Below are 23,481 nucleotides of genomic sequence, written 5' to 3'. Positions count from 1 at the left end.
CCGGTCGGTGTCAGGCGAGCCGGTCGACCTCGGGGTGGTCCCCCAGCCAGGCACGGACCGCTTCCTGCTCCTTGCCCTTCCCGGTGTCCTGGATCTTCGCCTCCAGGCTGGTCAGCTGCTCCTCGGTGAGCTTGAACGAGCTCAGCCAGCGGGCCACTTCGGGCTCGTCGGCGGTGAAGCCCTTGCGGGCCAGGGTGTGGATCCCGTCGCCCTTGCCCCAGGCCCCCTTCGGGTCCTCCAGCTTGGTCAGCTCGTACGTGGAGTACGCCCAGTGCGGGGACCACAGCACGACCGCCACGGGCTCCTTCTTCTCGTAGGCCCGCTTGAGCTCGGCGAGCATGCCGGGGGTGGAGCCGTCGACGACCTGGTACTCGCCTTCGAGGCCGTACTCCTTCAGCACCTTGTCCTTGAGGATGGACATGGCTCCGGCGCTCGGCTCGATGCCGATGATGCGGCCCTTGAACTGAGCGGACTTGCCCTTGAGGTCGGCGAGCGAGCGGACGTCCTTCATGTACGAGGGCACGGACAGCTCCAGCGAGGTGGGGCCGTACCAGGAGCCGAGGTCCTCCAGCTTGTTCCCGTACTTCTCCCAGTACTGCGCGTGCGTGACGGGCAGCCAGGAGTCGGTCTGGAAGTCGAGCTGGCCGCCGGCCAGGCCGGTGTAGAGGGCTCCGGCCTCCAGCTGGCGGGTGTCGACCTTGAAGCCCCGCCGCTCCAGCAGCTCCTTCCAGAGGAGGGTGGAGGCGATGCCCTCGTCCCAGGGGATGTATCCGACGGAGACGGTGCGGCCCTTGCCGATGTTCGCGGCGCCTGCCGGTCCGTCCCCGGCGGTGGAGCCGCCGAAGGTGCTGAGGCCGCCCGCGACGAGGGAGAGCACGACGACGCCGCTGAGGGCGTAGGCGGGCCGGGGGCGGTGGTTCCACACCTTGGCCGCGCCGGTGGCCGCGGCCCTCGCCTTGGCCAGGGCGCGCCGGCCGAGCGGGGAGACCTGGCGGCCGAGCGCCCCGGTCATCCGGTCGAGGTACATGGCGAGGATGACGATGGAGATGCCCGCCTCGAAGCCGAGACCGATGTCGACGTTGCCGATGGCGCGGTACACGGCGCCGCCGAGTCCGCCGCCGCCGACCATGCCGGCGATGACGACCATGGACAGGCCGAGCATGATGACCTGGTTGATGCCCGCCATGATCGTCGGCAGGGCCAGGGGCAGCTGCACGCGGACGAGGGTGTCGCGCGGGGTGGTGCCGAAGGCCTCCGCGGCCTCGACCAGTTCCGCGTCGACCTGGCGGATGCCGAGCTCGGTCATCCGTACGCCCGGCGGCAGCGAGAAGATGATGGTGGCGATGATGCCGGGCACCACGCCCACCCCGAAGAAGATGATCCCGGGGATGAGGTAGACCATGGCCGGCATGGTCTGCATGAAGTCCAGGACGGGCCGCAGGACGGCGCTGACCCGGTCGGACCTGGAGGCCCAGATGCCGAGCGGGACCGCGAAGACCAGCGTGACGAGGGTCGCGACCAGGACGAGGGAGAGCGTGGACATCGCGTCGGACCACAGGTCGACGGAGTCGATGAGCGCGAGGCCGGCGAAGGCCAGCAGGCCCGCGAGGAGCCCGCGCAGCCACCAGGCGCCGACCGCGAGGATGCCCGCGAAGAGCAGCGGGGCGGGGGCCGAGAGGACGGCGTCGATGCCGTCGTAGAGGCCGGTCACGAGCGCGCTGATGGCGTCGAACAGCCAGGACAGGTGGCTCTGGAGGAAGTCGACACCGCTGTCGACCCAGGCGCCGAGGTGCAGGCGGGGCATCAGGCGGCCACCTCCGCGCAGGCCATCGGGGGCCGTTGTTCGTCCCCGAGGAAGGCGATGAGCCGGTCCTGCGGCACGGAGCCGACGACGGCGCCTTGCGCGTCGGTGACGGCGACCGCGTGCGGGACCCGGGCGCTGACCGCGCACAGGTCGGCGAGCGGGGTGTCGCCGTGGACGGTCGGGCAGCCACAGGCGTCCGCGTCCGCGTCGGGCTCGTCCATGACGGCGTCGGCCGTGAGCACCCGCGAACGGTCGACGTCCTGGATGAAGGAGGCGACGTAGTCGTCGGCGGGGCGGATGAGGATGTCCTCGGCCGTGCCCTGCTGGACGATGCGGCCGTCGCGCATGACCGCGATGCCGTCGCCGATGCGCATGGCCTCGTTGAGGTCGTGGGTGATGAAGACGATGGTCTTCTTGAAGCGCTGCTGGAGCTCCAGCAGCTGGTCCTGCATGTCACGGCGGATCAGCGGGTCCAGCGCGCTGAAGGACTCGTCCATCAGCAGGAGGTCCGCGTCGGTGGCCAGGGCCCGGGCGAGGCCGACCCGCTGCTGCATGCCGCCGGAGAGCTCGTCGGGCCAGGACTTCTCCCAGCCCTCCAGCCCGCACAGGGCCAGGGCCTCGGCGGCGCGCCGGTCGCGCTTGGCGCGGGGGACTCCCTGCACCTCCAGGCCGTAGCCGGCGTTCTCCAGGACGTTTCGGTGCGGGAAGAGTGCGAAGTGCTGGAAGACCATGGAGATCTTCGTGGACCGTACGCGGCGCAGCTCGCCCGCACTGAGGGCGGTGAGGTCCTGGCCGCCGAAGAGGATGCGTCCCGCGGTGGGCTCCAGCAGTCCGTTCAGCATGCGCAGCAGCGTGGACTTGCCGGACCCCGACAGACCCATGACGACGAAGATCTGGCCGGGTTCGACGCTGAACGAGGCGTCGATCACTGCAGCCGTGGTGCCGTCGGCACGCAACTCGTTGCGGTCGGTGCCGCTTTCGAGCGCGCGGACCGCGTCGTCGGGTCGTCTTCCGAACACCTTGTAGACGTGCTCGGCTTGGAGCGTGGACACATAAACCTCACGGGTCGTACGGGGTACGGCGCGCGCCGGCGGACCGGCGGGGCCGTAGAGCGGGACGGGATCTGCCCGTGTGCGCCTCGCCTCCGGCTCACAGACCGGAGGGCGTGGTTCCGCTCCAGCAGTCCACGATGCCCCGCATTCACCAGCGCAAACACCAGCGTGATTCAGGTCACTTGCCGAGTGGGGAACCGCGGTGCACGGGGCCGCGGCACGAGGGGGGCGGCGACGCGCGGCCACCGGGACGGAGTTGGGGCGGACGCCCGGCGACCGGATCGCCCGCCGGGCCCGGAGCGCCGCCGCCCGCGGCGTGTCGGAGCCCACACCGCACGTCCGGCGGGTGGACCCGGGTCCGGCGGCCCGGAGTGTGACCTACGTGACGCGGAAGCCGGTGGTCGCGGGGTCCCGGCGGTCGCGGTGGAAGGTCAGGCGGTCCCACGTGGGGAAGGCCAGGTCGGTGACGGCCAGCAGTCGGCCCGATGCGTCGTGCAGGGTGCGGCGCACCGTGAGGCCGCAGACCGGGGAGGCGGTCGGCGGGTGCGTGGTGCGGGTCATGGTGATGGTCTCGGCGACCCGGCCGGCGGCCGCGGCGTCGTCGAGCCAGCGCTGCAGCGGGGTGAGCTCGTCGTCGCGGAGCGTCGACACCCGGTCGCGGAAGCCGGCCAGCTCGGGGTCCCGTGCGACGGCGCCCGGGCTGAAGTACGTGACGGCGTCGCGGAGGGTCTCCCCGGCCGGGCCCCGTTCGCGGTGGTGATGGACCAGGGTGCGGTCCCCGCCCGCCATGCCGAGCAGCCCGGCGAGCGAGGGCGGGACGGTGACCAGGGTGAGCCGGGTCCGGGCGAGGGCGGGCACGGCGGAGGCGGGCCGCACGGCCGCCTGCTCGACCGCGGGCGCGCTCCCCGGCCCGGCCGCGGCGGGGACCACCACGGCGGTGACGGCGGGTCGGGTGCCGCGGCGGCCGGTGACGACCAGGCCGTCCTCGCGCAGGTGCTGCAGGGCGGCCCGGATGGTCTGCCGGTTGACCCCGTAACGGGCGGCCAGGCTGCGCTCGGAGGGCAGTCTGCCGCCAGGGGTGCGTGCGGCGCGCTCGAGATCGCGGCGCAGTGCTGCGGCGATCCGCTGGTACTTGGGCATGGCGGCCGGGCCGCCGCCCCGCGAAGGGGAGGGCATGGCTTCTCCTCTGACGGGTGGTCAAGGACTGCGCGGTCTGCCCGACCAACGTAGCATTGGTCTATACCTTTCGTGAGGGCGGATCCGGGAACGCGGCCCACCTTGGCCGGATCCGTTCACCACCGTCTCAGTCCCGCAGCGGGTTGGGCAGGGGCAGGTAGCGGGCGTCCGCTCCGTCCGCCCGCGTCCAGCGCAGCAGCAGGTTGGTCTTGGCCGGCAGGGTCGGGGCGGCGAGCAGCTCCGCGATCTCGGGCAGCCCGCGGGTGGCGTCGTAGCGCAGGAGCTCCTCCCGTACGGCCGGCCACAACAGCGGCGAGATGTCCGGATACCGATCGGCCAGTGCCCCCGCGATCTCCGCCAGGTGGTTGACGACGAGACAGTAGACCAGGCGCTGCCAGGCGTCCGCGCGCGGCAGGTCCGGCAGCAGCTTCACCCCTTCCGCGTCCCGGAAGAGGGCCTGCACGGGCATGCCCTCCGCGTCGACGGCGACCAGGGTGTTCTGCAGGTGGGCCTCCAGCACGACTCCGTGCCGGGCGAACAGCTCCAGCACGGGCGGCACGACCTGGCGCAGGTACGCCCGCCACCAGCGGACGGGGTCGGTGGCGCCGTCCGGCGGGCTCCCGGCGTAGCCCTCGGCGAGCGCGGCGGCCAGCAGCGGGGTGGCCCCGGGCACGGTGTGGGCGTGCAGGCCGTCACGGACGAGGACGGCGAGCTCCTCGAAGGCGAAGGAGGCGGTGCGGTAGCCGCGGTCGGCCAGCCAGGCCGCCTCCGAGCCGGTCCGGCGCAGCGCGGCGAAACCGGCTTCGACGGCCGCGTCCGTGCGGCGCAGCTTCAGCAGGTCGTGCCGCCACAGCCGGCGCACGTCGTTGGTGATCCGGACGTCGAGGCTGAACTTCACGAAGAGGTCGGCCGCCGGTTCCGGTACGTACAGGGTCCGGATCGAGGCGGTGGGCCAGACGGGCCGGCGGCTCTCTCCGAGCCGCAGCAGCCGCCCGTCGGCGAGGGCCTCGCGCACCGCGGGCCGGTCGCCCACCAGGTCGAGCTGCCAGGGGTGGGCGGGCAGCAGCCGGTAGCCGGCCGGGGCGCGCGGCCCGTCGAGGGCGTCGGCCAGGGAGTCGATCGCGTCGGAGGCGGCCGGGCCGCCCTCCTCTGCCGTCTGGTCCTCGCGCAGCCCGAGGAAGACCAGCGGGAAACGGGCGTGGGCCTCCGGCGCGTACGGCAGCCAGCTTCCGGCCGGGGCCCCGCCGCGGGCCTTGGGGGCGGGGTGGTGCGGGTGGCCCATCACCAGGGACTGCTCGGAGAGCACGTACGGGTCCTGCGGGGCCTCGGCCCCGGCCCGGGCGGCCAGCAGTGCGGCGATCGCGTCCCGGCTGTCGGTGATCTCGACCGGGAGCTCGTCGTTGGGGACGCCGGTGTAGCGGACCAGTTCGTCGGAGACGAATTTGACCAGTTCGGCGTGGCCGAGCGGATGCCAGCCGGCGGCGGTGCGCAGTTCGGGTCGCACGGGCCGGCGTCCGCCGCGTACCCGGAGCAGCCGCCCGCTGCCGCGCAGCCGGTGGATTCCCGCGCCCGCCGCCCTGCCCGGGCCGTACTCTTCGGCGGGGCCGCCGCTCCCGGCGGGTTCGACGGGATCGGCCGTCTCCCGCAGCAGGCAGTTGAGGAGCGGGGTGGCGGCGTACGCGTCGGCGGCGGCGTTGAGGTCCACTGGTTCCATTCGGTCCATCCGGTGCGCCGGGGTCCGCGAGGCGTAACCACCGGTCGTGATCGTCGGTATCCGCAATGATTACTTGATCATCCCGTAAAGCGATATTCCGATGTCGGAGCCCAGCATGTACTTTCCCTCCTCCCCGGCCGAAGAGGCCGTCGCCGCCGAACTGGCCGGTGTGCGGCCCTCGCTCGGCCCCGGGTACGCCGCCGCCCTGAGCGGTGCCCGGGCGGCCGTGCTGACCCGGCTGTGGCGGGCGCTGGCCTTCGAACCGCTGCCCTGGGTCGTGGGCCGGGAGCGGGGGCCGGACGGCCTGGCGCTCCTGCTGGCCGGCGGCGCCCGGCTGGAGGGCCCGCTGCCCGATCCGTACGCGACCGAGCCGTACGTGAGCGAACTGCTGCTCGACGGCCGGGCCTACGGGCAGGCCGCGGCGCTGGTCACGGCGCTGGGGCCGGCGCACGGGAAGGAGTTCGCCGCCGAACTCGACGGCAGCACGGCCTCCCTCGCGCTCTCCCGGGCCGGCCGGGCGCCCGCCGGGGAAGATGCCGGGGAGGATGCCGGCCCGGGGGCCACCTGGGAGTGGGAGCAGCGGGTGGTGGACGGCCATCCCTACCACCCGAACTGCCGTTCCCGGCCGGGCTTCTCGGTGGCCGAGCAGCTGGCGTACGCACCCGAGCACCGCCCGGTGGTGGAGCTCGGCCTGGTCGCCGTACCGGCTGAAAAGTGCCTGGTCACCGGGGACTGGCCGGAGTCGCTGCAGGACTCGGGGCGCATCCTGGTCCCGGTGCATCCGTGGCAGGCGGCGCACGTGCTGCGGCACGAGCGGGTGCTGGCCGGTTTCGCGGCACACCCGCTGATGGCCCTGCGCACGCTGGCGCCCGCCGACGGCGGCCCCCACGTGAAGACGGCGCTGAGCGCCCGGCTGACCTCCTCCGTACGGGACATCTCCGTCTACTCCATCGAGACGGCGGCGGCCGTGTCCGCCTTCGCCCAGGGCCTGTCCGAACGGCTCGACGGCCGGCTCCACATCACCCGCACGCTGGGCGCGGCGACCGCGCACACCCCGGACCTGGCGGCCGTGCTGCGCGAGCAGCCGGAGGTCCACGCGGACGCCGCCGCCGGTGAGCGGGTGCTCCCGGTGGCGGCCCTGGCCTCGTTCCCCCCGGCGCGCTCGGCGGCCTGGCGGGCGGACTTCGCCCGTCTCGCGCTCTCGGTGTGCCTGCGGGTGCTGGAGCTGGGGGTGGCCCTGGAGGCCCACGGCCAGAACCTCCTCGTCGTCCTCTCGGCCACCGGTGCCCCGGTCCGGCTGGTCTACCGCGACCTCGCCGACATCCGGATCAGCCCGGCCCGGCTCGTCCGGCACGGCCTGCCGGTGCCGCCGCTGTCCGGCCGGCTGATCACCGACGACGTGACGGTGCTGCGGCGCAAGCTCTTCGGGTCCCTGCTGACGGGGGCGCTGGGCGCCACGGCGGGCTCGGCCGGGGCCTTCGCCGAGGCCCTCGCCGAGGTCACCTCGCTGCCGGCGACCGCCGACACCGAGGCCCTGCTGACCCGGCCGCTGCCCACCAAGGCGCTCACCCTGATGCGGCTTAGCCCCGGCATCCCCGGCGATCAGTGGGCGGAACTGCCCAATCCGCTGGCCGGAGGGTGAGCCGGAGCACCCGAGCCGGGGGTCCCCCGGGCTGGTGCGGGCGGCTACTGTCCAGGGGTATGACGGAGACCTCGGACCTGACCTCGGTGAGGGCGTCGTACGACGCCGTCGCCGTCGACTACGCCCGGCTCGTCGGCACGGAACTGGCCAGGAAGCCACTGGACCGGGCCATGCTGGCCGCCTTCGCCGAGTACGTGCGCGGGGGCGGCGCCGGCCGGGCGGTCGCCGACCTGGGCTGCGGCCCGGGCCGGGTGACGGCGCATCTGGCCGGGCTCGGCGTACGGGCCTTCGGCGTGGACCTGTCCCCGGCGATGGTGGCGGTGGCCCGCCGGACGTACCCGGGGCTGCGGTTCGAGGTGGGGTCGATGGCCGCGCTGGACGTCGCCGACGGGGTGCTCGGCGGGGTCCTGGCCTGGTACTCCACCCTGCACACCCCGCCCGCGGAACTGCCCGTGGTGTTCGCGGAGTTCGCCCGGGTGCTGGCGCCGGGCGGCCACGTCCTGATCGCCTTCAAGGCGGGCGGCGAGCGGATCCGGATGGAGCACGCCTACGGGCATCCGTTCGAACTCGACGTGTACGGGACGCCGCCCGACCTCATCGCAGGCCTGCTGGCCGGGGCCGGGCTGGTCGAGACGGCCCGCCTGGTCCGCGAGCCGGACGCCCTCGAGAAGTCCCCGCAGGGCTTCCTGCTGGCGCGCAAGGGGTGATCCGGGGCCGGTTCGCCCGGCTCGCGGACGGCGCCTCGCTCACCAGCGCAATGGCAGCCGGGTCACGCCCCGCATCAGCCCGCCCGGAAGCCAGTCCCGCGGCCCCGCGTCGGGATCCTCGGCCAGGTCCGGGAAGCGCTCGAGCAGGGCCCTGATCGCGATGCGGCCCTCCATCCGGGCGAGCGGGGCGCCGAGGCAGAAGTGGATGCCGTGCCCGAAGGCGAGGTGGCCCGGGCCGGGGCGCCGGATGTCGAACACGTCGGGCCCCGGCCCCGCGAAACGCGCCGGATCCCGGTCCGCCGCGGCGAGGGCGACCAGGACGGAGGAACCGGCGGGGACGAAGGTGCCGCCGAGTTCCAGACCGGTGCGGGCGAAGCGGTACGTGGCGTGCTGGACCGGGCCGTCGTAGCGCAGCATCTCCTCCACGGCGCCGTCGATCAGGCCGTCCGGGTCGGCGCGCAGGGCGGCGAGCTGGTCGGGGTGCGCGAGCAGCGCCCGCACCCCGTTGCCCACCAGGTTGACGGTGGTCTCGTGGCCCGCGACGAGCAGCAGGAAGGCCATCCCGATCAGCTCGTCCGGCGAGAGCCGGTCGCCGTCCTCGTCGCGGGTGCGGATCAGGGCGCTGAGCAGGTCCTCGCCGGGATCCGCCGCCTTGGCCCCGACCAGTTCGGAGAGGTACGCGGTCATCTGCTCCAGGACGCGGCCGTCCGCACCGACGCCGTCCAGCGGGGCGACGATCTCGCTCGACCAGGAGCGGAACCGCGCGCGGTCCAGCCCGGGCACGCCGAGGAGTTCGCAGATCACGGTCATCGGCAGCGGTACGGCGAAGGACCCGATCAGGTCGGCCCGCCGGTCGGGCCGGGCCGCCATCGCGTCGAGCAGTTCGTCGGTGATCTGCTGGATGCGGGGGCGCAGGGATCCGATCCGGCGGGGGGTGAACTCCCGGGCCACCAGAGCGCGCAGCCGGGTGTGGTGGGGCGGGTCCGCGTCCAGCATGCTCGTGGCGACCGCCGGGACGGGTGCGTCCCCGAACACTCCGGCGCCGAACCAGTTCTTCGACAGGGCCGGGTGGGCGAGCGCCTGCCTGGCCTCCTCGTGGCCGACGACCAGCCACGTCCGCTCGCCGCCCAGCACCACTTCGTGGACGGGACCGGCGGTCCGCAGCGCGGCGTAGAAGGGGTAGGGATCGGCGTTGAACTCTTCGGTGTGCGTGCTGAGGTCGACGAGGGGCATGGGCGCAGCCTAGGGGTGCGATGCCGTCCGTACCCGCCCGTCCATACGACAAGCCGAACCGTTTCGGCCATGAGCCGTTCGGGGGGCCGGGCGGTGTGTGTGGGCCCGCCTTCGCGGCGATCGGGGCGGGCGGTGGCAGGAAGGAGGTATGAGCCTCCATCGCCGCCAAGTCCTGGGCAGCGCCGCCGCGGCGGTCCTCGCCACCGTGGGCGCGTCCGCCCGGGGCCCGGACTACGGTGCGCTGGCCCGCGGGATGGACGGGCGGGTGGTGCTCCCCGGCGAGCGGGACTACGCCGAGGCCCGCCGGCTGTTCCAGCCCCGCTACGACGCCGTCGCGCCCGCCGCGGTGGCCTACCCCGCGCACGCCGCGGACGTGGCCGTCTGCCTCGACTTCGCCCGCCGCTCGGGCGCGGCCGTCGTCCCGCGCGGCGGCGGGCACGGCTACGCCGGCTGGTCCACCCGCGCCGGCGCCCTGGTCGTCGACACCGGGGCCATGGCGGGAGTGGTGGTCGAGGGGGACGGCGTACGGATCGGCGCGGGAGCCCGGCTCGGGGACGTGCACGCCGCCCTCGCCGGGCGGGGGCTGGCCGTCCCGACCGGGCTGTGCCCCTCCGTCGGCATCGCCGGACTCACCCTCGGCGGCGGTCTGGGGCTGGCCTCGCGGGCGTACGGGACCACCGCGGACCGGCTCACGGGGGCCCAGGTGGTGACGCCCGACGGGCACGTGCGCGAGGCCACCGCCGACCGGGATCCGGAACTCTTCTGGGCCCTGCGCGGCGGCGGGGGCGGCAACTTCGGCGTGGTCACCGAGTTCCGCTTCCGCCCACACCCCGCCCCGCGGGACTGTGCCTTCGCCGAACTCCACTGGCCCGGCGCCGACTCCGCGGACGTCCTGCGCGGCTGGCAGCGCTGGCTGGCAGCACTGCCGGACCCGTTCTGGAGCCAGGTGGAGTTCACCGTCGAATCCGGTTCCGGTGCGGGTGAGCGGGCCACGGCGCTCCCGGCGGTCCGCGTGGTCTGCCTCGACGGGCGCGGGGAGCTGGAACGGCAGCTGACCCGGCTGTCGGACCTGGTCGGCGGACCGCCACGGGACGACTGGACCGTCGTACGCAGTCACGCGGACACCCTGCGGGCCATGTCGGGCTGCCTGGAGCTGACCGCGGCCCAGTGCCGGCTGCCGGGCACCCTGCCCGGCCGGGACCCGCAGGGGCGGCTCGACCGGCACTCCTACACCGCTCGCTCCGACTTCTGGGCGGGCACCGGGCTGCCCGACGCGGCGATCGCCACGGTCCTGGAGGCGGTGCGGCGGTACGGGTCGGACGCCGGTGTCCCCCGGGGCGGGCTCGCGGTGGTGCAGTTCGACGGGGTCTGCGGCGGCGCGCTGAACCGGGTCGCGGTCGCGGACACCGCCTTCGCCCACCGCGACAGTGCCTTCCTCGCCCAGTACCTCGTCCACTGGCCCGCGTCCGCGTCGGCCGCCGAGGTGGCGCGGCACGAGGCCTGGCTCGACGGGCTCTGGCAGGACCTGAGGCCCTGGGCGAGCGGCCGCGCCTACCAGAACTACACCGACCCGAAACTCACCGGCTGGCGCGAGGCCTACTACGGCCCGAACCTCGCCCGCCTGCAGGAGGTCCGGCGTGCCTACGACCCGGACCGGCTCTTCCGTTTCCCCCAGGCCATTTAGGGAGTGTCCGGAATGCGACGTATGGTGACGATGGCCGCACTGGCGGCCGCCCTGCTGGTGCCCGGAGGTCCGCTGCCGGTGGCCGAGGCCGGGAGCACCGCCTCCGTGAGCGCGGGCCGCTGGTCCGCCCACGAGGCCGAGACCTTCTGGACGCCCGAACGAATGGCCGCCGCCGCCCCGCTGCCCCCCGCGGCACCGGAACCCCCCGAACCAGCGGCGCCCGAGCCTCCGTTGGAGCCCCTCACACCGCAGGAGCCACTGGAACCTCTGGGACCTCTGGAACCGATGCCTGTCGAAACGCCGGCCCCGACACCGATCACGATGCCGACGCCGATCTCGATGCCGGTCCCGGTCCCGGTCCCGGACACGACGGAGCCGTCCGCGATCCCGTCCCCGCTCGCCCCCGAGGCCCCCACTCCCACTCCCACTCCGACACCGACCCTGCTGCCGCTGCCCGTTCCGACCCCAACCCCGACTCCGACTCCGACTCCGAAGCCAACGCCCAAGCCGACGCCGAAGCCGTCTCTGCTTCCCGCCCCCGCGCGGCCGGTCGTGCCCCGGGTGCCGGTCACCGACCCCGGCATCGGGCAGAACTTCGACGGCATCCCGGTCGTCGGCCGGATGTTCCTCGTCAAGGGCGGCGGATCCTACTTCTGCACCGCGAGCGTGGTCGCCTCCCCCGGCCGCAACCTCGTGCTCAGCGCGGCGCACTGCCTGCTCGGCTCGGACACCCAGCAGGTGGCGTTCGTACCGCGGTACACGAAGGCGAAACCGCAGCCGTACGGCATGTTCCCCGTCCTGCGGGACGCGGCCGGGCGCTCCAGGATCTGGATCGACCCGCGCTACCGCTCCCAGGGTCCCGACCGGGCCGCCACCCTCGACGTGGCCTTCGCCCAGGTGGGGCCCGACGCGCGCGGTTTCCCGGTGCAGGACGTGGTCGGCGGGAACCGGCTGGTCACCGGCGCAGGTTATGCGCACGCGAAGGTGTCGCTGATCGGGTACCCGGCGTCCGCCGCCCGTCCGCGCCTGTGCGTGAACCGCACGACGAAGTTCACCAGCAAGGACGCACGGATCCCCGGGTCGTTCCTGCGCATCGACTGCACCGGCTACCCCGGCGGGACCAGCGGCGGCCCCTTCCTGCTCCGCTACAACGGGCAGACGGGGACCGGTGACGTGGTGGGGGTCATCGGCGGTTGGAAGACGGGCGGGGACACCGCCGCCACCTCGTACAGCTCCTACTTCGGCACGGACATCAAGAAGTTGTACGAGAAGGCGGTTGCCGGGGCGAAGGTGCGGTGAGCACCCGCACCCAGCGGGTCCTGCGCGGGTTCCCGACCGTACGCGGCATCGCCGGGAGCCCGTCGCCGGCGGCCACCTCGGCGGAGGCGAGGCCGAGCCGGCGGCGCAGGTCGGCGAGGGCGGCGTGGACGGGCGCCAGGACGACCTCGGCGCCCGGGTCGATGGACGCGAGGGCGTGGGCCGTGGTCTCGATCGCCTCGGCGGCGTCCTCCGCCGCGGTCCGGCTCCACCCTCCGGGCGCTCCGATGCCCCAGGGCGCGATGGTGTCGTAGAGGTGGCAGGCGGCATCGGCCACGGCGTCGGCCCGTTCCCCGACGCCCGGCGCCGCGATGGTCGGCAGTTCCATGCCGGGTCAACGAGCCGGTCCCGCCCGGGGGTACGACCGGATGCCCCGCGAGGCGAACCGGTGCCGGGCGGGTCGGCCCGCCCTCCCGGCGAGACGGCCCGCCCGGCGCGTCGACCTAGCGCGCGGTCGCGGCCCGGAGGATCCGCCGGGCCACGGCGTGCGAGGCCACGGTGGCCGCCCCGGCGAGCGCCAGGCCCTGGACCACGTCGCGCGCCCGGGTGGGCCGCAGGACCCCGTCGCGGCGCAGCCGGCCGCGCGCCCACAGGGTGAAGGGGATCACGAGCAGCGGCGAGGTGACCACGCCGGGGGTGTAGCCGCGGGTCGCGGCGGCCTGGGCGAGGTGGACGAGCCCGTGCAGGCCGAAGCCGTTCAGTGAGGCCTGGTAGAAGGCCGAGCGCCCGCCGGTGCGGTGGCCGTCGGCGGAGGCGGCCGCGACGACGAGGGCCATGACGCCGACCGAGGTGGTGAACTCGCGGCCGTCCACGGCTTCCATGCTCCGCCAGACCCGGTCGGGGACGCGGGGGTGGCGCTCGCGCAGCACCGGGACCCGGGTACGGGTCCAGCGCGCCATGGTGGCCACTTCTTCGAGGTCGTGCACGGCCCAGGCGGCGAGCAGTCCGAGGGTGACGGCGCTGCGCGGTATCGAGGATGCGTTCATGCGACAACAGTCTGCAGCCACAAGGGCAGCAGCAGGAGCGACACGAGCGAAGTCTTGATCACCAGCGACGCGGAGAGGTCGACGCCCACGTCGTAGCGCTGGGCGAAGATGAAGAGGTTCTGCGGGGTCGGCATCGCCGCGATCAGGACGAGGTACGCCAGCCACTCGCCCCGGACGCCGAAGAGCATCCCGCACACCGCCCACGTGAGCAGCGGGAACCCCAGGCACTTGAAGCCTATGAGCGCCAACTCCTCGCGCGTGGTGCCGCGCAGGTCCAGGCCGAGGCCGCCGAGGTGCAGACCGAGGGCGAACAGGGCGACCGGCGAGGCGCTGTCGCCGACGAAGGCGGCGCCGTCCAGGACCACGCCCGGCACCTTCACCGAGAGAAGGTTGAGCAGGATCCCCGCGTTGCAGGCGAGGACCACCGGGGTGGTGAGCGAGGCGCCGACGGCGCGGGCGAGGCGCCGGGCCGGGCCGCCCGCGGAGGGGCCCGCACGGCCGAGTTCCATGAGGGCGATGACGACCAGGGACAGCACGCAGACCTGGAAGAGCAGGATCGGGAAGATCGGTGCCGCCGTCCCGAACACGGTGATGAAGACGGGGACGGCGAAGTAGGCCGTGTTGACCTGGACCCCGGCCATCACGCGCAGCGCCACGACGCGGGGCTCCCGGATGCCGTGGGCGACGGCCGCCACGGCGACCGCCACGACCGCGAGGGCCGCCGCCCCGGCGTAGCCGCCGATCGCCCGCCAGTTGAAGAGGGCCGCGAGGTCGCTGGCGTAGATGTTGCCGAAGAGGTAGCAGGGGACGGCGAAGAGGAACGCGTAGTCGGAGAAGACCTTCGAGGCCTCGGCCGGGACGATCTTGCGGCGTGCGAGCACCACCCCGCCGCCGAAGGCCAGCAGCACCGGCACCAGCTTCTCCAGCGCGGCTGCCCCACCCATGCCTGTCTTCCCCCATGATCGCCCGGCGAGCAGCCTACCCGTACCCCGGTTCGGGGCCCGTCGGCGCATAGGCTGGTCCGATCATGAGCGACAAACCCCGCACCCGGCTGTTCGGACGGAACCGCGACCACGACCGCACCAGCGCACCTGCAGCCGGATCACCCGGTGCCCGCGTGCCCGGCGCGCTGGGACAGCTCGCCGTGGTGCTGCGCACGCCCGCCCGGGCGACGCAGCCCCTGCTGGGGCAGGCGCCCAAGCGCTGGCAGCGGGCACTGCCGTACGTCGTCGTCGGCATCTTCGTGGTGACGCTGCTGCCGGTGACCATCGCCGTGCTGACCAACGACTACGGGGTGGACGGCGGCTGGGCGGGCGCGCTCGGGGTGGCGCAGACCGTGCCGCTGCTGCTCGCGGTGGTCCGGCCGCTGCCCGCCTGGGGCCTCGTCCTGGCGGCGGACTTCGCAGGCGCGGTCCTGCTGATCGGTGCCGACAAGGTGGCCGGGCACTCCTGGCCGTGGCCGCCGATGACCATCGTCGGGTATTTGGTGCTGATGGCCTGTCTGGGGCTGCGCGAGTCCATCCGGACCCTGGTCGGGGTGTGGCTGGTGACCGGCGCGCTCGGTGCGGCGCTGGGCTTCTCCCAGCCGGACGGCGTGATGAACTCCGCCGCCCTGCTGTTCGTGCTGAGCGGGGTGATGCTGGTGCTGACGGGCGCGCTGCGCGGTCTGGGCGACGCGCAGCAGCGGATCGCCGAGCAGGAGAGCATCAGCGAGGCGGAGCGCGCCCGGCGGACCCTGCTGGAGGAACGGGCCCGGATCGCCCGCGAGTTGCACGACGTGGTCGCCCACCACATGTCGGTGATCACTGTCCAGGCCGATTCGGCGCCGTACCGGCTGCCGGGGATGCCCGGGCCCGTACAGGAGGAGTTCGCGGCGATCGCGGCCAGTGCCCGGGAGTCGCTGGGCGAGATGCGGCGGCTGCTGACCGTGCTGCGCGGCGACGGGGCTAACGGCGGCGCGGAGGGCGAGCGGGCCCCGCAACCGGGGATCGACCGGCTCCAGCAACTGGTGGAGGCGACCGTACGGGCCGGGCAGCCGGTGGAGTTGTCTCTGGCGGCGGGGGCGGCCGGGGCGGCTCCGCCGGCGGTGGACCTGTCGGCGTACCGGATCGTGCAGGAGGCCCTGGCCAATGTGGTGCGGCACGCGCCGGGCGCGCGCACCCGGGTCTCGGTGACGGTGGACGAGGACGAGGTGCTGGTGCTCGTGGTCAACGGTCCGGCCCGGGACGCCGTGGTGGAGCTGGAGAGTTCGGGCACGGGACACGGTCTGGTGGGGATGCGGGAACGCGTACGGTTGACCGGCGGGACCCTGGACACCGGTCCGCTGCCCGACGGCGGTTTCCGGGTCGCCGCCCGCCTGCCCCTGAACGACCCGACCGAGGACGCAAGTTGACCATCCGTGTGATCATCGTCGACGACCAGGCCATGGTGCGGGCGGGGTTCGCCGCGCTGCTGTCGGCGCAGGCCGACATCGACGTGGTGGGCGAGGCTCCCGACGGGCGGCAAGGCGTGCAGGTGGCCCGTTCCACGCACCCCGACGTGGTGCTGATGGACGTACGGATGCCGGAGATGGACGGGCTCACGGCGGCCCGGGAGATCCTCGATCCCCCGCCCGGGGTGGTGCACCGGCCGAAGGTGCTGATGCTGACCACCTTCGACATCGACGACTACGTGTACGAGGCGCTGCGCGCCGGCGCCTCCGGTTTCCTGCTGAAGGACGCCCCGCCGGCCGACCTGATCGCGGCGGTACGCGTCGTCGCCTCGGGCGAGGCGCTGCTGGCGCCCTCGGTGACCCGGCGGCTCATCGCGGACTTCGTCCAGCAGCGGCCGGCTCCGCGCAAGGACCCGGCGCTGCGGCTGAACGGCCTCACCCCGCGTGAGACCGAGGTACTGGAACTCATCGCGCGCGGCCTGTCGAACCAGGAGATCGCGGGGCATCTGGTGCTGGCGGAGCAGACGGTGAAGACCCACATCGGACGGGTGCTGGCCAAACTCGACCTGCGGGACCGGGCCCAGGCCGTGATCTTCGCCTACGAGGCGGGGCTGGTCCGGCCGGGCGACTCCGCCTGACGGGACGGCAGAGCGGCCCCGCCCAACCGGACGGCGGGGCGGTTCCCGGCGGGAGGGGCGCCCCGGCTCCTCCACCCCCTACCGGGGTATGACATCCGACTTGGCACCACGGTGCGACGTGCGCGCCGGTACCTCCTTCCTACCTTCCTCCTCGTCACGAGGAGAGGAGAAGGGGCATGCGCCGCTTCGGAAGGACGATGGTCACGGCCGCGCTGGCGGTGGCCGTCGTCGGGGGGACCGCCGGATGGGCCTCGGGCGAGAGCCAGACCGCGGTCACCGGGCCGCCGCCCGGCACCGCCGGCTGGCGGGCCGACACGGCGTCCGGCCGGGCGCTGCCCGGTCCGGCGACCGCGACGCCGCGCGAGGTCGCCCGCTTCTTCGCCGGCCTCGACGAGGCGGAGCGCCGGGCACTCCTGCGCGACCACCCGCTGGTGGTCGGCAATCTGGAGGGGGCGCCGCTCCCCCTGCGGTACGAGGCCAACCGGATCGCGATCGCCGCCACGGGCGAGGCTCGGTACGCCTCCCTCGCCGCGCCGGACCGGCAGATCCTGGCCTTCGACCCGCGCGGCCGGGGCCAGGTCGCCGAGGTGTTCGGGGACCTGGAGCACACGGAGCACGTCTCGGTGATCGTGCCGGGGTCGGACAACGACGCCACCACCTACGACGGCCGGCGCAAGCCGAACACCGGCCCGGCCGGGATGGCGCGGGCGCTGCGCGAGGCGACCGGCGGGTTCACCGCCGTCGTCGCGTGGATCGGTTACACCACTCCGGTCGGGGTCGGCCTGGACGCGGCCGACGGCCGGCTGGCCACGGCCGGCGCGGCCCGCCTGGCCCGGTTCACGGACGGGCTCGACGCGGTCGGCGCGCCGGATCCGGTGCTGTTCTGCCACAGCTACGGCTCGGTCGTGTGCGGGCTGGCGGCCCGGCACACGGACGCCTCCGACATCGTGGCCTTCGGCTCCCCCGGGATGCGTGCCGACACCGCGGCCGGTCTGGGCACCGGCGCCCGCGTCTGGGCGGCCCGGGGGCCTTCCGACTGGATCGCGGACGTCCCTAACGTCGAGTTCGCCGGGATCGGCCACGGCGCCGACCCCACCTCCGCGGCCTTCGGCGCCCGCCGGGTGGCCGCCGCCGATGTCCAGGGCCACGCCGGCTACTTCACGCCCGGCACCCAGTCCCTGGCGGCCTTCGCCGCGATCGCGAACGGAGCGGCCCGATGAGCGCATCCGCCGCCCTCGCCCCGCTGAGGAGGACCGCCGAACGGATCGACCGGCAGACCCCGGCCCACCGTGACCGGGCGGTCGACGGGCTGCGCGCCCTGGCGCTGCTGGCCGTGCCGACCGGCCACTGGCTGCTCGGCGGCTTCACCCTGGACTCCGGCGGCGGCCTGCACAACGCCAGCCCGCTGTCGGCCTTCGGCGGGCTGGCCCCGGCCAGTTGGGTGCTGCAGATGCTCGGCATCTTCTTCCTGGTCGGCGGGTACGCCTCGGCGCTCTCCTACCGGCGCCGCCCCGGCTCGGCGGGTGCCTGGCTGAAGGGCAGGATCGTCCGGCTGGGGCGGCCGGTGCTCGGCGTCACCGCGGTGTGGGCGCTGGCCGCGCCCCTGCTGTACGCGGCCGGGGTGCCCGAGGCCTCGCTGCGCACCGGGGCGAAGCTGGTGATCCAGCCGCTCTGGTTCGTCGGGGTGTACGTGGTGGTCACCGCCCTGACCCCGTACTGCGTGCGGGCGGCGGGCCGCCTCGGCGGCTGGGCCGCGGTCCCCCTGCTCGCTTCGGTGGCCGTGGTGGACTTCCTGCGCTACGGGCCGCTCGCCGACTCCGTACCGTCCTGGCTCTCCCTGGTGAACATCCTGCCGGGCTGGCTGTTCGCGTACCAGCTGGGCGTCTCCTGGGGCGAGCGGCGGATCGGGCGGCGCGGGGCCTGGCTGCTGCTGGCCGGCGGGACGCTGCTGTTCGCGGCCCTGCTGGCGGTGTTCCACTATCCCGCGTCGATGGTCGGCGTACCGGGCGCGGCACGGACCAACTCGCATCCGCCGTCGCTGCTGGTACTGGCCCTGGCCTCGGCCCAGTCGGGTGCGGCGATCCTGCTGCGCGACCGGCTGGCGAGGCTGCTGGCCAGGCCGGCCCTGTGGGCTCCCGTGGTCGTGGTCAACCTGAGCGCGATGACGATCCTGTGCTGGCACCAGACGGCCATGCTGGCGGCGGCCGTACCCGGCTCGTTCGTGGGTGGGCTGGCCGGGCTGACGACGGCGCCGGACAGCCTGGGCTGGATCGCGGCGCGGGTGGCGTGGATGCCGGTGTTCGCGGCGCTGCTGGTGGGCATCGCCCGGTACGCGCGCCGGTTCGAGCATCCGCCGAAGGGTGTGCGCGGGGGCCGGGCACTGCGCCGGACCGTCGCGGGGCTGCTGGCGGCGGGGTTCGCGGTGTTCGCACTGGGTCTCGCGTAGCCCCCACATGCGAAGACGAGAGCGCCGCTCCCCGGAGGGAGCGGCGCTCTCGTCGCGTACGGGTGCTCCGCGTCAGGCGATCGAGGCGGCGACGATCGCGGCCACGGCGAGGTTGCAGGCGGCCGAGACCCAGACCGCCGGGTGGGGTTCGGGGTCGACGACGATGGCGCCGAGCTTGCCCGGTGTCACCAGATCGAGCACCAGGAAGGCGACCGCCATCAGGATCAGGCCGAGCAGACCGAAGGCCGCGGTGGACGCCAGGCCCTTGCCGAAGTCCTGGTACGTCGTCCAGATCGAGGTGAAGACGATGCCGCCGATGCCGAGGAGCGCGGAGCTGAGGAAGAGGGCCGCGTTGCGGTTGCGCTCCTCCCAGATCTGCTTCGGAAGCTTCCCGGGCGTCAGCACGTCCACGAGGACGATGCCGAGGATCAGCAGGACCAGGCCCAGGGCGCCGTAGGCGCTGGTGCGGCCAAGTCCGTTGATGATGTCGCTCATTGAGAAGCCTGTCTCCGCGTGGGTGGGAAAGTATGTGCCGTGGGGAGGCCGAATCTATCGCACGGCTCTCCGGTGGACCATGGGGAGGTCAGCAGATGGTAAAGGTCAGGGCCGCGCGGGCGGCCGAGGCGGGGGCCCTGACCCGGCTGGTCATGCGGTCCAAGGCGCACTGGGGGTACGACGCCGGCTTCCTCGCCGCGTGCGCGCCGGAACTGCGGATCCGGCCCGACGAGGTGACGTCCCGCCGGATCGTCGTGGCCGAGAACGGGCGGGGGACGGTGCTCGGGCTGGCCTCCCTGGAGGGGGCTCCCCCGCTGGCTGCGCTGGGGCTGCTCTTCGTCGAGCCGTCGGCCATCGGGCAGGGGGTGGGGCGGCTGCTGTACCGGGACGTGCTGCGCCGGGCCGTGGAGCTGGGGGTGCGCAGGCTGGTGATCGACGCCGACCCGCACGCCGCCGGGTTCTACCGGGCGATGGGGGCGGTGGAGGCGGTGGAGGCGGCCGCGCCGCCGGACCCCGGGCTCGACGGCGCGGCCCTGGTGCGGTTCGAGGCGGCTCCCGTCCCGCTCGCCGGGTGGGCGCGGGCGTGGACCGGAGGCGGGCGGGCCGTGCACGTGGGCAACGTGGCGGAGTTCAACGCGCAGTTCGCCGACGCCTCCCTCGACCGCGAGCAGTCGGCCGCACACCACTACGCCTGCCTGGCCGCCTTCTACAGCCCGGACCCGGCGGCCCTGGTCCTGCCCCGGCCCGTCCCGAAGGGCTGGACCGAGCTGGTCTGCCGCCAACTGGGCTGGTCGGGGGTCGAGGTGTACGACGGTCTGGCGGAACGGGATCCCGGGCTGTGCGATGCCGTACGGGCCCGGCCGGCGCTGGCCGCGCTGCTGACCGGGGCCGGGCTGCCCCTCGTACCGTGGGGGCGCACCCGGCCGTTCGGGCGGCTCGCGGGCCGGCCGTGGCGGGCCGGGGAGCTGCGCTACGAGTCGAAGTCCGCGGCGCACGCGCTGTTCGGGCGGATCCTGGCGGACGGCGGGCATCCCGGGATCGTGCTTCCCGCGCAGTGGCGGGCCTCCGGCCGGTGGGCGGCGGTCCGGCTGCTGGCGGCCCGGACCAGGGCCGGCGAGAGCAGTGTTCTGAAATCGGAGCATGGTGTCGGGGGTTCGGGCACCACGGTGGTCACCCCCGATCGGGTCCGGGCCGCGGGCGGGACCCGCGCCGTCCTGCGGCGGCTGCCGCGCGGGCCGCTGCTGGTGGAGGAGTACGTGGCCGGTCCGGCGGAGGCCGACGGCCCGCGGGATCTCACCTACGACGGCTTCGTGGACGGGGCGGGCCGGGTGCACGAGGTCGGCGGGGCGGTGATGGACGTGAAGGACGGCTGCTACCGGGGCGCCACGGTGGGTCCCGGAGTGGTGCCCGCATGGGCCGAGGAACCGCTCGCCGCCTTCGGGGCGGCGGTGGGCCGGGAGCTGGCGGAGTCCGGCTACCGGGGCTGGTTCGACGTGGACTTCGTCGCCGACGGCGCCGGCCGGCTCGCTCCGACGGAGTCGAACCTGCGGCTGACGGGACCGTCCGTCGCCTTCATGGTGGCCGCCCGGCTCGACGCGCTGCGGGGCGCGGGGCACCTCGTACGGATCGCCGACCGGGTGGAGCTCGGCGCACGGCTGCCCGAGGCGCAGCTGGACGAGTTGTGCGCGGCCCTGGCGCGGGGCTGTGCGGAGCTGGGGGCCGTCTTCGTCCCGGCGATCCCGACGGGGGCGTTCGAACCCGCGCCCTGGCTGGGCGTGCTGGTGGCCGCGCACCGCAGGGAGACGCTGGACGCGGCCGAGGCACTGGTGCGGGCCGGGGCCCGGGCGGTCGGGGCGGAGTTCACCGCGTTCACCGCGCCCACCGGTCGATCCGCCCGGTAGCCCCGTCCGCGCCCCAGGCCCGGTGGGCCCGGCCCGCCCGCCCACTCGCTGCTCGCCGGACCCTGATCGGTCAGTAGCCGTCCTCCTCGTCGAAGTCGAACGGGTCGGCCGGTTTCGCGACGAGGTACGCGGCGACGACGGCTCCCGCGATCATCAGGGGAATGTTGAACGTGTAGACGAGCGCGGCCTGCCGCGGCCAGTCCTGCTTGGCGGCCAGCCGGTAGAGGTTGTCCTGCGGCCACCAGGCCAGCAGGAGGTAGGACACCGCCACATGGGCGGCCGCGGTGATGCGACGGCCGCGGCCGCGGCTGCGCATCCGGGCGCGGCCCCCGAAGAGGAAGACCACCCCGATGCCGAAGGCGGCGCACTCGAACAGGTAGAGGACGGCGAAGAGGGACGCCCAGGGCTGTGGCACCCCGGAGAGGTCGGTGGATCCGGGCCAGAGGAGGTTCGTGAGGATCAGGGCGACGAAGCCCAGGACGACTCCCCCGCAGCCCGCGCAGGAGGCCGGGAGCCCCTCTCCGGCCGGGGCGCCCCCGTACTTCCCGGACCTGCTCCCGCCGCCCCCCTTCGCCGCGGCCGCGGGCAGGATGGGCAGCGGCAGGGCAGCCCGGTCCTCCTGGCCGGCCCGGTTGCGGGGCAGTGCGCGCAGCCGGATCACGGTGCGCGGGGTCTCCTCCCTGGGCACCTTCCCCGCCAGGTGGTCGCGCAGTTCCTCGATGTCCGGCAGCAGGGCGCGCACGGGTGAGGTGGAGCCTCCGGCGGGCGGGGCCACGTAGGCGACGAGTCGGCGCGGCCCGCGCGCGCTGTCGACCCCGTTCACGATCACCGAGCCGATGCCCTCGTGGCTGCGGATCGCGGATTCGATCGGGTGGGGGTCGACGGAGCGCCCGCCCGGCAGGGTGATGCGGTCCCCCAGCCGGCCGCCGAACTCCAGCAGCCCGTCCTCGCGGAGCACACCCAGGTCACCGGTGGGTATCGCGTCACCGGCCCCGGGCGGGGTGAGGCGGATCTGCCCGTCGCGCACCTCGGCGCGCCAGCCCGGGAAGGGGGTGCCGAGCAGGGAGAGCTCTTCCGGGTCGTCGAGCGGGCGGGGCAACTGCGGCAGTTCGAACCAGGTGCCCGTGCCCGCGCTCTCCGCGAGCCCGTAGATGTTGAGCACCCGTGCGCCGGGCCGCAGCAGGACCTGCAGGTCCGCCTGGTCGTCGAGGTAGAGCCGGTCGCCCGACACGGCGAGCAGCCGCAGCGACCGGAAGGCGGTGCCCGGCCCCTCCCCGCCCTTCAGGAGGTCGAGGGCGGTGGCCGGGCCGGTGTGCAGGACGGTGACGTGCTCGGTCCCGACCGCCGCCCGGATGTCCTCGGGCTTCCAGGGGGACTTCCGGGGAAGGACGAGGGCGCCGCCCGAGCACAGGGCCCCGGTCCAGCCCGCGGCGAAGGCGGTGACGTCCGTCCCGGCCGCGATCAGGTGCCGGTCCGCCGGGGTGAGCCGGGCCACCTCGGCCCAGCTCTCGTGGGCGGCGAGCAGCAGACCGTGACTGACGGGGACGGCGCGCGGCTCGGCAGCCCCGGTGAACAGGAGGGCTGCGGTACGGCCGGGCGCCGGGGACGGCGGCAACGCGGCCGCCCCTCCGGAGGGCTGGTCGGAGGGCTGGTCGGAGGGCTGGTCGGCGGACTGCCCGGAGGGCCGGTCCGCGGGCTGTTCCCCCCGCTGTCCGGCGATCGCGGGGCCCTCGGCGCCCAGCCGGATCACCTTCACCCCGCTGCCGTTGTCGAGGGCGGCCCGGTGGGCGAGCGTGGTGAGCAGCACGAAGGGCTCGGCCACGGCGAGCTGGCCCTGCCCGGTGCGCGGGGTTTCGGCGTCGACGACGACGTACGTCCCGCCGGCCTTGAGGGTGGCGAGGAGGGCGACGACCAGTTCGGTCTGGAGGGCGGTGCCGATGGCGACGAGGCCGCCGGGCGGCAGGCCGGAGGCGAGCAGACGGTGTGCCAGCCGGCCGGCCCGCTCGTCCAGTTGCGCGTAGGTGAGGCTCTCGGGCCCTGCGATGAGGGCGTGGGCCCCGGGAGTGTCGCGGGCCCACTGCTCGAAGCGCTGCAGGACGGTGTCGGCGGTTCGCTTGCCGAAGCGTACGGACTCGGATCCCTGCGTCATGAACCGATGATGCCACCGGGCACCGACAGCGGACGGGGAAGACGAAAATCGTTCGTACGGGCGGGAGTTGGCGACACCTGCGGGCGGTCCGGCACCGAAAGCTTGA

General features: G+C 74.4%; 19 protein-coding genes. 9 read left to right on the top strand and 10 right to left on the bottom strand.

Going from position 1 to position 23,481, the window contains the following annotated elements:
* Nucleotides 1-10: 10 nt before the first annotated feature.
* The 4 genes from OG472_RS40980 to OG472_RS40965 form a co-directional block, all read right to left on the bottom strand.
* A complete protein-coding gene (locus tag OG472_RS40980; protein WP_405942954.1) occupies nt 11-1,804 on the bottom strand; it encodes an ABC transporter permease/substrate binding protein in 1,794 nt (597 codons plus the stop codon).
* Entirely contained in the window at nt 1,804-2,856 is a 1,053-nt protein-coding gene (locus tag OG472_RS40975; RefSeq protein WP_405942953.1) for a glycine betaine/L-proline ABC transporter ATP-binding protein, read from the bottom strand. Before OG472_RS40975 ends, OG472_RS40980 begins: the two co-directional genes overlap by 1 nt.
* Nucleotides 2,857-3,234: 378 nt before the next feature.
* Entirely contained in the window at nt 3,235-4,032 is a 798-nt protein-coding gene (locus OG472_RS40970; RefSeq protein WP_405834327.1) for a GntR family transcriptional regulator, read from the bottom strand.
* A gap of 127 nt (nt 4,033-4,159) precedes the next feature.
* Entirely contained in the window at nt 4,160-5,755 is a 1,596-nt protein-coding gene (locus OG472_RS40965; RefSeq protein ID WP_405942952.1) for an IucA/IucC family protein, read from the bottom strand.
* Nucleotides 5,756-5,861: 106 nt separating this feature from the next.
* On the opposite strand from OG472_RS40965, the gene OG472_RS40960 reads away from it, so the two are divergent.
* Together OG472_RS40960 and OG472_RS40955 are read left to right on the top strand one after the other, a co-directional pair.
* Nucleotides 5,862-7,388, top strand: a complete 1,527-nt coding sequence (locus OG472_RS40960; RefSeq protein ID WP_405942951.1) for an IucA/IucC family protein — start codon at nt 5,862-5,864, stop codon at nt 7,386-7,388.
* 59 nt (nt 7,389-7,447) lie between these two features.
* The gene (locus OG472_RS40955) at nt 7,448-8,095 is read left to right on the top strand and encodes a class I SAM-dependent methyltransferase (protein ID WP_401613535.1); all 648 of its coding nucleotides are present in this window, start codon (nt 7,448-7,450) and stop codon (nt 8,093-8,095) included.
* 39 nt (nt 8,096-8,134) lie between these two features.
* On the opposite strand, the gene OG472_RS40950 is transcribed toward OG472_RS40955, so the two are convergent.
* Nucleotides 8,135-9,328 (bottom strand): cytochrome P450, encoded by a 1,194-nt coding sequence (locus tag OG472_RS40950; protein WP_405834319.1) that lies wholly within the window; start codon nt 9,326-9,328, stop codon nt 8,135-8,137.
* 148 nt (nt 9,329-9,476) lie between these two features.
* On the opposite strand from OG472_RS40950, the gene OG472_RS40945 reads away from it, so the two are divergent.
* Both OG472_RS40945 and OG472_RS40940 read left to right on the top strand, forming a co-directional pair.
* Nucleotides 9,477-11,012: an FAD-binding oxidoreductase gene (locus OG472_RS40945; RefSeq protein WP_405942950.1), complete on the top strand. Its 1,536-nt coding sequence runs from the start codon at nt 9,477-9,479 to the stop codon at nt 11,010-11,012.
* Nucleotides 11,013-11,024: 12 nt separating this feature from the next.
* Entirely contained in the window at nt 11,025-12,311 is a 1,287-nt protein-coding gene (locus OG472_RS40940; protein WP_405942949.1) for a trypsin-like peptidase domain-containing protein, read from the top strand.
* Here the strand turns inward: OG472_RS40940 and OG472_RS40935 are convergent.
* The 3 genes from OG472_RS40935 to OG472_RS40925 all read right to left on the bottom strand — a co-directional run bounded on the left by OG472_RS40935 (nt 12,265) and on the right by OG472_RS40925 (nt 14,259).
* A complete protein-coding gene (locus OG472_RS40935) occupies nt 12,265-12,657 on the bottom strand; it encodes a hypothetical protein (protein WP_383578289.1) in 393 nt (130 codons plus the stop codon). The genes OG472_RS40940 and OG472_RS40935 overlap by 47 nt on opposite strands.
* Nucleotides 12,658-12,772: 115 nt before the next feature.
* Nucleotides 12,773-13,315, bottom strand: a complete 543-nt coding sequence (locus OG472_RS40930) for an HXXEE domain-containing protein (RefSeq protein WP_401613543.1) — start codon at nt 13,313-13,315, stop codon at nt 12,773-12,775.
* Nucleotides 13,312-14,259, bottom strand: a complete 948-nt coding sequence (locus OG472_RS40925) for an AEC family transporter (protein ID WP_405834313.1) — start codon at nt 14,257-14,259, stop codon at nt 13,312-13,314. Before OG472_RS40925 ends, OG472_RS40930 begins: the two co-directional genes overlap by 4 nt.
* An 83-nt stretch (nt 14,260-14,342) precedes the next feature.
* On the opposite strand from OG472_RS40925, the gene OG472_RS40920 reads away from it, so the two are divergent.
* From OG472_RS40920 to OG472_RS40905, 4 genes are all read left to right on the top strand, one after another.
* Nucleotides 14,343-15,707: a sensor histidine kinase gene (locus tag OG472_RS40920; protein WP_405834311.1), complete on the top strand. Its 1,365-nt coding sequence runs from the start codon at nt 14,343-14,345 to the stop codon at nt 15,705-15,707.
* Nucleotides 15,704-16,384: a response regulator transcription factor gene (locus OG472_RS40915; protein ID WP_030721681.1), complete on the top strand. Its 681-nt coding sequence runs from the start codon at nt 15,704-15,706 to the stop codon at nt 16,382-16,384. The genes OG472_RS40920 and OG472_RS40915 overlap by 4 nt, the downstream gene beginning before the upstream one ends.
* A 176-nt stretch (nt 16,385-16,560) precedes the next feature.
* Nucleotides 16,561-17,604 carry an alpha/beta hydrolase gene (locus tag OG472_RS40910; protein ID WP_405942948.1) on the top strand — a complete coding sequence of 348 codons (1,044 nt, stop codon included), beginning with the start codon at nt 16,561-16,563 and terminating at the stop codon, nt 17,602-17,604.
* Entirely contained in the window at nt 17,601-18,830 is a 1,230-nt protein-coding gene (locus tag OG472_RS40905; RefSeq protein ID WP_405834308.1) for an acyltransferase, read from the top strand. Before OG472_RS40910 ends, OG472_RS40905 begins: the two co-directional genes overlap by 4 nt.
* Before the next feature lie 72 nt (nt 18,831-18,902).
* Here the strand turns inward: OG472_RS40905 and OG472_RS40900 are convergent, their stop codons facing one another.
* Nucleotides 18,903-19,325, bottom strand: a complete 423-nt coding sequence (locus OG472_RS40900; RefSeq protein ID WP_401613554.1) for a DUF350 domain-containing protein — start codon at nt 19,323-19,325, stop codon at nt 18,903-18,905.
* Between the two features lie 95 nt (nt 19,326-19,420).
* Between OG472_RS40900 and OG472_RS40895 the strand changes: the two genes are divergently transcribed.
* On the top strand, nt 19,421-21,226 hold the full coding sequence (locus tag OG472_RS40895; RefSeq protein ID WP_405942947.1) for a GNAT family N-acetyltransferase: 1,806 nt from the start codon (nt 19,421-19,423) through the stop codon (nt 21,224-21,226).
* Between the two features lie 70 nt (nt 21,227-21,296).
* Here the strand turns inward: OG472_RS40895 and OG472_RS40890 are convergent, their stop codons facing one another.
* Nucleotides 21,297-23,375: an AMP-binding protein gene (locus tag OG472_RS40890; protein ID WP_405942946.1), complete on the bottom strand. Its 2,079-nt coding sequence runs from the start codon at nt 23,373-23,375 to the stop codon at nt 21,297-21,299.
* Nucleotides 23,376-23,481 lie beyond the last annotated feature (106 nt).

The sequence above is a fragment of the Streptomyces sp. NBC_00207 genome, assembly GCF_045160965.1.
Classification (GTDB): Bacteria; Actinomycetota; Actinomycetes; order Streptomycetales; family Streptomycetaceae; genus Streptomyces.
Note: the sequence above shows the minus strand (reverse complement) of the source record. Positions and strands in the feature narration are given on the sequence as shown.